9 protein-coding genes are annotated in these 12136 nt (G+C 51.9%); 3 read left to right on the top strand and 6 right to left on the bottom strand.

Annotated elements, in window-relative coordinates:
* Positions 1-157: 157 nt before the first annotated feature.
* From ihfB to DD597_RS01970, 6 genes are all read right to left on the bottom strand, one after another.
* A complete protein-coding gene (gene ihfB / locus DD597_RS01995; protein ID WP_003858233.1) occupies positions 158-445 on the bottom strand; it encodes an integration host factor subunit beta in 288 nt (95 codons plus the stop codon).
* A 170-nt stretch (positions 446-615) separates the two neighbouring features.
* Positions 616-2289, bottom strand: a complete 1674-nt coding sequence (rpsA, locus tag DD597_RS01990; protein WP_003858235.1) for a 30S ribosomal protein S1 — start codon at positions 2287-2289, stop codon at positions 616-618.
* A gap of 111 nt (positions 2290-2400) precedes the next feature.
* Complete coding sequence (cmk, locus tag DD597_RS01985) at positions 2401-3084, bottom strand: (d)CMP kinase (RefSeq protein WP_003858236.1); 684 nt, start codon at positions 3082-3084, stop codon at positions 2401-2403.
* A gap of 185 nt (positions 3085-3269) precedes the next feature.
* Positions 3270-4553, bottom strand: coding sequence for a 3-phosphoshikimate 1-carboxyvinyltransferase (gene aroA / locus DD597_RS01980; RefSeq protein WP_003858238.1), 1284 nt, complete (start codon positions 4551-4553; stop codon positions 3270-3272).
* A 68-nt stretch (positions 4554-4621) separates the two neighbouring features.
* The gene (gene serC / locus DD597_RS01975) at positions 4622-5710 is read right to left on the bottom strand and encodes a 3-phosphoserine/phosphohydroxythreonine transaminase (protein WP_023324406.1); all 1089 of its coding nucleotides are present in this window, start codon (positions 5708-5710) and stop codon (positions 4622-4624) included.
* 162 nt (positions 5711-5872) lie between these two features.
* Entirely contained in the window at positions 5873-6565 is a 693-nt protein-coding gene (locus DD597_RS01970) for a DUF421 domain-containing protein (RefSeq protein WP_003858241.1), read from the bottom strand.
* Between the two features lie 127 nt (positions 6566-6692).
* Between DD597_RS01970 and ycaO the strand changes: the two genes are divergently transcribed.
* From ycaO to pflB, 3 genes are all read left to right on the top strand, one after another.
* Positions 6693-8453, top strand: a complete 1761-nt coding sequence (gene ycaO / locus DD597_RS01965; protein WP_003858243.1) for a 30S ribosomal protein S12 methylthiotransferase accessory factor YcaO — start codon at positions 6693-6695, stop codon at positions 8451-8453.
* Between the two features lie 405 nt (positions 8454-8858).
* Positions 8859-9716, top strand: coding sequence for a formate transporter FocA (gene focA / locus DD597_RS01960; RefSeq protein WP_017384832.1), 858 nt, complete (start codon positions 8859-8861; stop codon positions 9714-9716).
* A 51-nt stretch (positions 9717-9767) separates the two neighbouring features.
* On the top strand, positions 9768-12050 hold the full coding sequence (pflB, locus tag DD597_RS01955; RefSeq protein ID WP_023315750.1) for a formate C-acetyltransferase: 2283 nt from the start codon (positions 9768-9770) through the stop codon (positions 12048-12050).
* Positions 12051-12136: the final 86 nt, after the last annotated feature.

Raw genomic sequence — 12136 nt, 5'->3', positions numbered from 1 at the left:
AAAAGGCGTGATTTACAGCGGACGCTGCAACGTTTTTTAGCGTTTACAGTAAAGAGAAAATTTAAATGCGGCGCGTATTCAGAAATGCAGGGGCGGGATACAAAAAAAGCACCCTAAGGTGCTTTCTTTAAACTCAGTTTAACCCTGATGATTAAACTCAGTTACCGTAAATATTGGCGCGATCGCGCAGTTCTTTACCCGGCTTAAAGTGCGGAACATACTTTCCTTCCAGCTCCACTTTATCGCCAGTCTTCGGGTTACGCCCGGTACGTGGTGCACGATAGTGCAGGGAAAAACTACCGAAACCGCGGATTTCAATGCGCTCGCCCTGGGCAAGAGTGGTAGCCATATGCTCCAGCATCTCTTTAACGGCATCTTCCACAGCCTTGGCAGGGATATGCGGTTGCTGACTGGCAAGTCTTTCAATCAATTCTGACTTGGTCATGATTCCTCCGGTTCCTTTCAAACCCATTAGCTGAACAGCTTATTAAACAAGGGCGGCCGTAGCCGCCCTTTGTTATTGATTACAGGACGAATCCTGCAATCTGTCAAGTCTGCTCTCCATCCTTCGCGCTGTAAATGCGTTACAGCTCAAATGATGGTGCGAACCTGAACTTACTCGCCTTTAGCTGCTTTGAAAGCTTCAGCCATTGCGTTGTTAGAGAAGTTTGCATCTTCCTGTTTGTTCACAGTTGCGATTGCATCTTTCTCATCAGCTTCGTCTTTAGCACGAACAGACAGGCTGATTGCACGGTTCTTACGGTCAACACCGGTGAACTTAGCTTCAACGTCGTCACCAACGCTCAGAACCAGAGTTGCATCTTCAACGCGGTCACGTGAAGCTTCGGAAGCGCGCAGGTAACCTTCAACGCCGTCAGCCAGTTCTACGGTTGCGCCTTTAGCGTCAACAGCAGTCACTTTACCGTTTACGATTGCGCCTTTCTTGTTCAGTGCAACCCAGTTGTTGAACGGATCTTCTGCAAGCTGTTTAACGCCCAGGGAGATACGCTCACGCTCTGCGTCAACTTGCAGAACAACTGCTGCGATTTCGTCGCCTTTTTTGTATTCACGAACTGCTTCTTCGCCTGCAACGTTCCAGGAGATGTCAGACAGGTGAACCAGGCCATCGATGCCGCCGTCCAGGCCGATGAAGATACCGAAGTCAGTGATAGACTTGATTTTACCTTCAACACGGTCACCCTTGTTGTGGGTTTCCGCGAACTGCTGCCATGGGTTGTTTTTGCACTGCTTCAGGCCCAGGGAGATACGACGACGTTCTTCGTCGATATCCAGAACCATCACTTCCACTACATCACCAACGTTAACAACTTTGGATGGGTGGATGTTTTTGTTGGTCCAGTCCATTTCGGAAACGTGCACCAGACCTTCAACGCCTTCTTCGATTTCAACGAAGCAGCCGTAGTCAGTCAGGTTGGTTACGCGACCAGTCAGTTTAGTACCTTCTGGGTAACGCTTAGCGATAGCTACCCATGGATCTTCGCCCAGCTGTTTCAGGCCGAGGGATACACGAGTACGCTCGCGGTCGAACTTCAGCACTTTAACAGTGATTTCGTCGCCCACGTTCACGATTTCGCTTGGGTGCTTAACGCGTTTCCACGCCATGTCGGTGATGTGCAGCAGGCCATCAACGCCGCCCAGGTCAACGAATGCGCCGTAGTCAGTGAGGTTCTTAACGATACCTTTGACTTCCATGCCTTCCTGCAGGTTTTCCAGCAGCTGATCGCGTTCTGCGCTGTTTTCGGATTCGATAACGGCACGACGGGAAACAACAACGTTGTTACGCTTCTGGTCCAGCTTGATTACTTTGAACTCAAGCTCTTTGCCTTCGAGGTGCAGGGTGTCACGGACTGGACGAACGTCTACCAGAGAACCTGGCAGGAACGCACGAATACCATTCAGCTCAACAGTGAAGCCACCTTTAACTTTGCCGTTGATAACACCGACCACAGTTTCAGCTTCTTCGTAAGCTTTTTCCAGCGTGATCCATGCTTCGTGACGTTTAGCTTTCTCACGAGACAGCAGGGTTTCGCCGAAGCCGTCTTCTACTGCGTCCAGAGCAACGTCAACTTCGTCACCTACCTGGATTTCCAGCTCGCCCTGGGCGTTTTTGAACTGCTCAGCCGGGATGGCAGACTCAGATTTCAGACCGGCGTCAACCAGTACAACGTCTTTGTCGATAGCAACAACAACGCCACGAACGATGGAACCCGGACGGGTTTCGATTTCTTTTAAGGATTCTTCAAACAGTTGAGCAAAAGATTCAGTCATGTTTAATCTTCAGGTTAATATTAACGTCCACCTGGCTCCGTGCCGGATGGGGTTGTTTCACATACCCGCCGTCAATCCCTTGCAGCGGGGGTACTGCTAAATCGGTCGCGATTACGCGAGTGCCAGTTTTTGGCGCGCATATTGTAGCGCTTTTTCAATCACTTGCTCAATAGTTAAACTGGTTGAATCCAGCACTAATGCGTCTTGCGCGGGAACAAGTGGTGCGACGGCGCGGTTACGATCGCGGTCATCGCGCTCTTTTATCTCGGATAAAAGGCGATCAAAGTTAACACTAAACCCCTTTTCCTGCAACTGAAGCATGCGGCGATGGGCACGTTCTTCTGAAGAGGCGTCAAGGAAAATTTTCACTGGCGCATCAGGGAATACCACGGTTCCCATGTCGCGGCCGTCGGCGATCAGCCCCGGCGCTTCACGGAAACCGCGCTGGCGACGTAACAGCGCTTCACGAACGCGTGGGAAAGCCGCCACCTGAGAGGCCGCATTGGCCACTTCCTGGGTACGGATTTCACCGCTGACATCTTCCCCTTCCAGGATCACTTCAAGGTTGCCATCGGTCGAGACAAAGCGCACATCCAGATGCGCAGCCAGCGGTACCAGCGCTTCTTCAGACGCAACATCCACATGATGATGCAGCGCAGCCAGCGCCAGCACGCGATAGATTGCTCCCGAATCTAAAAGATGCCATTGCAATGCTTCCGCCATCGCTTTGCACAGAGTACCTTTCCCTGCGCCACTTGGCCCATCAATGGTGATTACCGGGGCAATTGCCGTCATCTTTTTCTCCTTAATTAAGGCATACCGTTTACATGAACGCCGCGCATTATACGCGCCAACGTGCGCAACTGTTACCTTTGCGTGCAAATTACGGAATGATTGAAGCAGAGTGTAGAAGAAATGAAAGAGGATGAGTGTCAGAAAGCGTAAGGAAATGCCGCATCAGGTGATGCGGCATACGATCATCAGGCCAGGGTGCTAATGCGCGTCAGCTGTTCGAAGTAGTCCGGGAACGTTTTTGCCGTACACTTCGGATCAAGGATAGTGACTGGCGTATCTGACAACGCCACCAGCGAGAAACACATCGCCATGCGGTGATCGTTGTAGGTGCCAATTTCTGCAAATTGCAGTTTTGCCGGCGGCGTGACGCGAATGTAGTCTTCGCCCTCTTCTACCTCGGCCCCCACTTTACGCAGCTCGGTTGCCATCGCGAACAGGCGGTCCGTCTCTTTCACACGCCAGTTGTAAATGTTTCGCAGCGTGGTGGTGCCTTTCGCAAACAGCGCAGCGGTAGCAATGGTCATCGCCGCATCCGGAATATGGTTCATATCCATATCAATGGCGTTCAGCTCACCGTGGGTACAGGAGATGAAGTCATCGCCCCAGGTCACCACCGCGCCCATTTTTTCCAGCACGTCAGCAAAACGGATATCGCCCTGCACGCTGTTGCGGCCAATGCCCGTCACTTTTACCGTACCGCCTTTAATCGCACCTGCGGCAAGGAAATAGGAGGCGGAGGAAGCATCGCCTTCAACCAGGTAGTGGCCCGGGGACTGATACTGCTGCGCTCCGCGCACCACGAAGCGCTGATAAGACTGGTTTTCCACCTCAACACCAAAGGTGTTCATCAGGTGCAGGGTGATATCAATGTACGGCTTAGAAACCAGGTCGCCTTTAATGCTGATAACGGTGTCCTGTGGTGCCAGCGGTGCGGTCATCAGCAGCGCAGTCAGGAACTGACTGGAAACGCTACCGTCAACCTCAACATTGCCGCCAGTGAATCCCCCGCGCAGACGCAGGGGCGGGTAATTTTCCTGCTCAAGATAATCAATCTGCGCGCCGCCCTGGCGCAGGGCATCCACCAGATGGCCGATCGGACGCTCTTTCATTCGCGGCTCACCGGTCAGCACAATATCGTTACTCCCCAGACACAGCGCAGCGGCCAGAGGACGCATCGCGGTACCGGCGTTACCCAGGAAAAGCTCCAGCGCTTCAGCAGAATGTAACGCGCCGCCGTTACCAGTGACTTCACAACGGGTACGATCGTCAGACAGCGCGTACTGAACGCCCAACGCTTTCAGTGCATTGAGCATATGGCGCACGTCATCGCTGTCCAGCAGATTAGTGAGGACGGTGGTGCCGTTTGCCAGAGCTGCCAGCAGCAGAGCGCGGTTCGAGACACTTTTTGAACCAGGCAGATTAATGGTGCCATCTACCCGCGCGATAGGTTGTAACGTCAGGGATTCCATGAAACTCAACTCTCAACTCAACATAATAAAAACCCCGCAGGAACGCTGCGGGGGTGAAAAACAGCCAATTAACCGTGACGACGTTCGAAGTCGATCATGAAATCAGTCAGGGCTTTAACGCCTTCCAGCGGCATGGCGTTATAGATAGAGGCGCGCATCCCGCCTACCACACGGTGGCCTTTCAGCGCATGCAGACCCGCCGCGAAGGACTCTTCCAGGAACACGTTATCCAGGTTGCTGTCCGCCAGCTGGAACGGTACGTTCATGCGCGAACGGTTAGTTTTGGCGACATCGTTACGGTAGAAATCGCTCTTGTCGATCACGCCGTACAGCAGTTCAGCCTTTTGCTGATTGATCTTATCCATCTGCGCCACACCGCCTTTTTGCTTCAGCCATTTGAAGACCAGGCCGGAGAGATACCAGGCAAACGTTGGTGGGGTGTTGAACATGGAATCGTTGTCGTTCAGGACGGTGTAATCCAGAATTGACGGGCAAGACTTATGGGCTTTCCCCAGCAGGTCTTCACGCACGATAACGATTGTCAGGCCCGCAGGACCGATGTTTTTCTGGGCACCCGCGTAGATGACGCCGTAGCGGCTGACATCCAGCGGGGTGGACAGAATGGTTGAAGAGAGGTCCGCCGTCACAATGACATTTTCGCCAAAGTCTGGCTCTTCGTGAATGGCAATACCGTCGATGGTTTCGTTCGGGCAGTAGTGAAGATACGCGGCGTTGTCAGAAAGCTGCCACTCACTCATCGGCTTCACGGCGCGCAGACCGTCAACGGTCACTTTGGCATCGATGACATTCGGCGTGCAATATTTATGCGCTTCTTTTACCGCACTGGCCGCCCAGTAGCCCGCATCAACGTAATCAGCGGTGGTTTTGTCGCCCAGCAGATTGAGCGGGATACCCGCAAACTGGCCGCGTCCACCGCCGTGACAGAACAATACTTTGTAGTTCGAGGGAATGTTCAGCAGATCGCGAAAATCCTTTTCTGCCTCTTCCGCCACCTTAATAAACGCTTTACCCCGGTGGCTGACTTCCATCACCGACGTACCCAGACCGTTCCAGTCACACAGCTCCTGTTGAGCCTGTTTGAGCACATCTGTCGGTAACATTGCCGGACCTGAACTGAAATTAAAGACTTGAGCCATTTCCCCTCACCACGCTAAAAGCCATAAGTTATAACTGTGGATATCGGTTTTATCATTCAGTGACACGCGCCGCAATGTCTAAAACTGATGGCCGAAGAAATGTGTCACTCGTCACACAATACAATCTGCCGTACCGTTGTCACAAAACCGACAAAATTGCTGTCAGGTGATGCGTTTAGCCCGGCTAACCTTCGTCCATTCTGGATTCGTACAGCGGGGGCATAATTGATGATCGCCCGCCTGCATGACCACCACATGACTACATTTTATGCAGGCATACTCCCCCGCTTCAGGTACAGTTTTGTATCGCTCGATGAGCATATCCGGCAGGATGCACAGACCGGGCTTCACCTCATCGTCGGGATAGTAATAAACGCTGATTTGACCATTCGTTTCCATAATCGCCAGACGCACCTGCCCCAGTTGCTCAACACTGCTCAGACGGAGTTCCATAAAGAACTCAAACTCCGTCATATTGGCGCTTTGCACATTCTCCCAGGCCAGTTGACCATCTTCGACAATCACCACCGGCTTCCCTTCGAGCAGATCTTCAAGTTTCTCACTTTTCGACATCAGCCACATGACCAGCCGGTACAGCAGTGCAAGCGTCACAAAGACGATAAAGACCGGCACCATCGGCACATCGTCATAAAAGGCAACGTCCCCTGCCGCCGACCCCAGCGTCAGGATAATCAGTACTTCAAACAGCGACATCTGCCGCACGCCGCGACGTCCGGTGATTTTCAGAAACAGGAAGACGAGTACAAAGGTGTAAAGGCTACGCAACGCCACTTCGCCTAAAAACTCAGGCGGGACTTTATCAAACGCCATCCGCTGGAGATCAAATGCTTTCATTTTTCTATGCCTTAACAGTAGGTTACTGCTTATAAGCATAGCCCAGCCATTTATTTTCGCCGGAGATAGCACCCGTCACGCAAAACCCGTATCATTGCGCGCTTTACGTACGATAAAAGTGAACGCCATGACTCAAACGTTTATCCCCGGCAAAGACGCCGCTCTGGAAGATTCCATCGCTCGCTTCCAGCAGAAACTGACCGACCTGGGCTTTAATATCGAAGAAGCCTCCTGGCTGAATCCTGTGCCTCACGTCTGGTCCGTGCATATTCGCGACAAAGACTGTGCGCTGTGCTTTACCAACGGTAAAGGCGCGACCAAAAAAGCGGCGCTGGCCTCTGCGCTGGGTGAGTATTTTGAGCGTCTGTCCACCAACTACTTCTTCGCCGACTTCTGGCTGGGCGAAACTATCGCCAACGGTCCGTTCGTTCACTACCCGAACGAAAAATGGTTCCCGCTGACCGAAAACGATGAACTGCCGGAAGGCATTCTCGATGCCCGCCTGCGCGCGTTCTACGATCCGGAAAACGAGCTGACCGGCAGCATGCTGATCGACCTGCAATCCGGCAATGAGGATCGTGGGATCTGCACCCTGCCGTTCACCCGTCAGTCTGACGAGCAGACCGTTTATATCCCGATGAACATCGTCGGCAACCTGTATGTGTCCAACGGCATGTCTGCCGGTAATACCCGCAACGAAGCGCGCGTGCAGGGGTTGTCTGAAGTTTTCGAGCGTCACATCAAAAACCGCATTATTGCTGAATCCATCAGCCTGCCGGAGATCCCGGCTGACGTGCTGGCGCGCTACCCGGGCGTGGTGGAATCCATCGCCAAACTGGAAGCAGAAGGTTTCCCAATCTTTGCTTATGACGGCTCTCTGGGCGGCAAATATCCGGTTATCTGCGTAGTGCTGTTCAACCCGGCCAACGGCACCTGCTTCGCCTCCTTCGGCGCGCACCCTGACTTCGGCGTGGCGCTGGAGCGTACCGTGACCGAACTGCTGCAAGGTCGTAGCCTGAAAGATCTCGACGTGTTTACGCCGCCGACCTTTGATGACGAAGAGGTCGCCGAGCACACCAACCTCGAAACGCACTTCATCGACTCCAGCGGTTTGATCTCCTGGGATATGTTCAAACAGGACGCGGACTATCCGTTCGTGGACTGGAGCTTTGCCGGTACGACGGAAGAAGAGTTCGCCACCCTGATGGCGATCTTCCACGCGGAAGATCAGGAAGTCTACATTGCCGACTATGAACATCTCGGCGTTTACGCGTGCCGTATTATTGTGCCAGGTATGTCGGACATTTATCCGGCAGAAGATCTGTGGCTGGCAAACAACAGCATGGGCGCGCATCTGCGTGAAACCCTGCTGGCCCTGCCAGGCAGCGAGTGGGATAAAGAAGATTATCTGAACCTGATCGCCCAGCTGGACGAAGAAGGACACGATGATTTCACCCGCGTACGCGAACTGCTGGGTCTGGCGACCGGAAAAGATAACGGCTGGTACACCCTGCGCATCGGCGAGCTGAAAGCGATGCTGGCGCTGGCGGGCGGCGATCTGGATCAGGCTTTGGCCTGGACCGAGTGGACGATGGAGTTTAACCAGTCCGTCTTCTCCGCCGAGCGCACTAATTATTACCGTTGCCTGCAAACGCTGCTCCTGCTTTCTCAGGAAGACGACCGCGAGCCATTGCAGTATCTGAACGCCTTTGTGCGTATGTACGGTGCGGATGCCGTTGAAGCTGCCAGCGCGGCGCTGAGCGGTGAAGAACCATTCTACGGCCTGCAAGCGGTTGACAGCGATCTGCAAGCCTTCCCGGCGCATCAGTCACTGCTGAATGCGTATGAAAAATTGCAGAAGGCAAAAGCCGCTTACTGGTCAAAATAAGCGCATATAACATTAATGGCTGTAGGCGTATTCAATCGCCTGAGCTATATTACGGGGCAATTTCATTGCCCCTTTTTTTTATTTTTCCGCAATGACGTTTAATTGTAATAATTAAGTTAACCACGGGTAAATATAAAAACGCTTACCTGAGCTTTACTGTTACTAATTATAATAAATACTCCATTTTAATTAACTGTTCCATGGGAGGCTGAAGGAAAAAATTCAACTCTTTTCATAACTTTTAAAATTTATTTTTATACGGATAATCAAATACTTACTCCGCTTTTGCTGTAAAACCATACACACTGCGGGCCTATAAGCCAGGCGAGATATGATCTATATCAATTTCTCTTCTATAATGCTTTGTTAGTATCTCGTCGCCGACTTAATAAAGAGAGAGTTAGTGTGAAAGCTGACAACCCTTTTGATCTATTACTCCCCGCTGCGATGGCGAAAGTTGCCGAAGAAGCGGGTGTCTACAAAGCCACGAAACATCCGATGACGACGTTCTTTCTGGCCATTACGGCTGGGGTGTTCATCTCCATCGCTTTCGTCTTCTATATCACAGCCACCACCGGCACTGCCGGGATGCCTTTCGGCATAGCGAAACTGATTGGTGGTATTTGCTTTTCACTGGGCCTGATTCTCTGCGTCATCTGCGGCGCCGACCTCTTCACCTCAACGGTGCTGATTGTTGTGGCAAAAGCCAGCGGAAGAATTACCTGGGGTCAACTGGGGCGCAACTGGCTCAACGTTTACGTTGGCAACCTGATTGGCTGTCTGCTCTTTGTTCTGTTGATGTGGCTCTCTGGCGAGTATATGACCGCCAACGGCGGCTGGGGGCTTAACGTCCTGCAAACCGCTGACCACAAAATGCACCATACATTTATCGAAGCCGTTGCTCTCGGCATCCTTGCAAACCTGATGGTCTGCCTGGCGGTCTGGATGAGCTACTCTGGTCGTAGCCTGATGGATAAAGCCATGATTATGGTTCTGCCGGTTGCGATGTTTGTTGCCAGCGGCTTTGAGCACAGTATTGCGAATATGTTCATGATCCCGATGGGGATTGTTATCCGCAACTTTGCAAGCCCGGAGTTCTGGACTGCTGTAGGTTCAACCCCGGAAAGTTTTTCACACCTGACGATTATGAACTTCATTACTGATAACCTGATCCCCGTCACTATCGGGAACATTATCGGTGGGGGTCTGTTAGTTGGGTTGACATACTGGGTCATTTACCTGCGTGGCGGCGATCATCATTAATGGTTGTCTCAGGCAGTAAATAAAAAATCCACTTAAGAAGGTAGGTGTTACATGTCCGAGCTTAATGAAAAGTTAGCCACAGCCTGGGAAGGTTTTACGAAAGGTGACTGGCAGAATGAAGTCAACGTCCGTGACTTTATTCAGAAAAACTATACCCCGTATGAAGGTGACGAATCCTTCCTGGCTGGTGCGACTGACGCAACCACCAAGCTGTGGGACAGCGTAATGGAAGGCGTTAAACTGGAAAACCGCACTCACGCGCCAGTTGATTTTGACACCTCCGTTGCTTCTACCATCACTTCTCACGATGCTGGCTACATCAATAAAGCCCTTGAGAAAATTGTTGGTCTGCAAACTGAAGCACCACTGAAACGCGCAATCATCCCGTTCGGTGGTATCAAAATGGTTGAAGGTTCCTGCAAAGCGTATAATCGCGAGCTGGACCCAATGCTGAAAAAAATCTTCACCGAATACCGCAAAACCCATAACCAGGGCGTATTCGATGTTTACACCAAAGACATTCTGAACTGCCGTAAATCTGGCGTTCTGACCGGTCTGCCAGATGCCTATGGCCGTGGCCGTATCATCGGTGACTACCGTCGCGTTGCGCTGTACGGTATCGACTTCCTGATGAAAGACAAATACGCGCAGTTCGTCTCTCTCCAGTCTGACCTGGAAAACGGCGTAAACCTGGAAGCGACTATCCGTCTGCGTGAAGAGATCGCTGAACAGCACCGTGCGCTGGGTCAGATCAAAGAGATGGCGGCTAAATACGGCTGCGATATCTCTGGTCCTGCTACCAACGCTCAGGAAGCTATCCAGTGGACCTACTTCGGCTACCTGGCCGCAGTTAAGTCTCAGAACGGTGCAGCAATGTCCTTCGGCCGCGTATCTACCTTCCTGGATGCGTACATCGAACGTGACCTGAAAGCAGGCAAAATCACCGAACAAGACGCTCAGGAAATGATTGACCACCTGGTCATGAAACTGCGTATGGTTCGCTTCCTGCGTACCCCAGAATATGATGAGCTGTTCTCTGGTGACCCAATCTGGGCAACCGAATCTATCGGCGGTATGGGCGTAGATGGCCGTACTCTGGTAACCAAAAACAGCTTCCGCTTCCTGAACACCCTGTACACCATGGGTCCTTCTCCGGAGCCGAACATCACCGTTCTGTGGTCTGAAAAACTGCCTCTGAACTTCAAGAAATTCGCCGCTAAAGTGTCCATCGACACCTCCTCTCTGCAATATGAGAACGATGACCTGATGCGTCCTGACTTCAACAACGATGACTACGCTATCGCTTGCTGCGTAAGTCCAATGGTTGTTGGTAAGCAAATGCAGTTCTTCGGTGCGCGTGCAAACCTGGCGAAAACCATGCTGTACGCAATCAACGGCGGCGTTGATGAAAAACTGAAAATGCAGGTTGGTCCTAAGTCTGAACCGATCAAAGGCGACGTGCTGAACTATGACGAAGTCATGGATCGCATGGATCACTTCATGGACTGGCTGGCTAAACAGTACGTGACCGCGCTGAATGTTATCCACTACATGCACGACAAGTACAGCTACGAAGCCTCTCTGATGGCGCTGCATGACCGTGACGTCATTCGCACCATGGCATGTGGTATCGCAGGTCTGTCCGTTGCGGCTGACTCCCTGTCTGCAATCAAATATGCGAAAGTTAAACCAATTCGTGACGAAGATGGTCTGGCTATCGACTTCGAAATCGAAGGCGAATATCCGCAGTTTGGTAACAACGACGCTCGCGTTGATGACATGGCGGTTGACCTGGTAGAACGTTTCATGAAGAAAATTCAGAAACTCACTACCTATCGTAACGCTATCCCGACTCAGTCTGTTCTGACCATCACCTCTAACGTTGTGTATGGTAAGAAAACCGGTAACACCCCAGACGGTCGTCGTGCTGGCGCGCCATTCGGCCCAGGTGCTAACCCAATGCACGGTCGTGACCAGAAAGGTGCGGTTGCCTCTCTGACCTCCGTTGCTAAACTGCCGTTTGCTTACGCGAAAGATGGTATCTCTTACACCTTCTCTATCGTGCCAAACGCGCTGGGTAAAGACGACGAAGTGCGTAAAACTAACCTCGCGGGTCTGATGGATGGTTACTTCCACCACGAAGCGTCCATCGAAGGTGGTCAGCACCTGAACGTGAACGTGATGAACCGTGAAATGCTGCTCGATGCGATGGAACACCCTGAGAAATATCCTCAGCTGACCATCCGCGTATCTGGCTACGCAGTACGTTTTAACTCCCTGACGAAAGAACAGCAGCAGGACGTTATTACCCGTACTTTCACTCAGTCCATGTAAGTGGAATTGACTGAAATCACGCGTTAAAAAGCGTACAATAAAGGCTCCACGCAAGTGGGGCCTTTTTAACACCCTCGCTTCATCAG

The sequence above is a fragment of the Enterobacter cloacae complex sp. 677-3DZ2D5B genome (genome assembly GCF_004136695.1).
In the GTDB taxonomy this organism is placed as follows: domain Bacteria; phylum Pseudomonadota; class Gammaproteobacteria; order Enterobacterales; family Enterobacteriaceae; genus Enterobacter; species Enterobacter hormaechei_C.
This window is presented reverse-complemented; position numbering and strand designations above follow the sequence as displayed.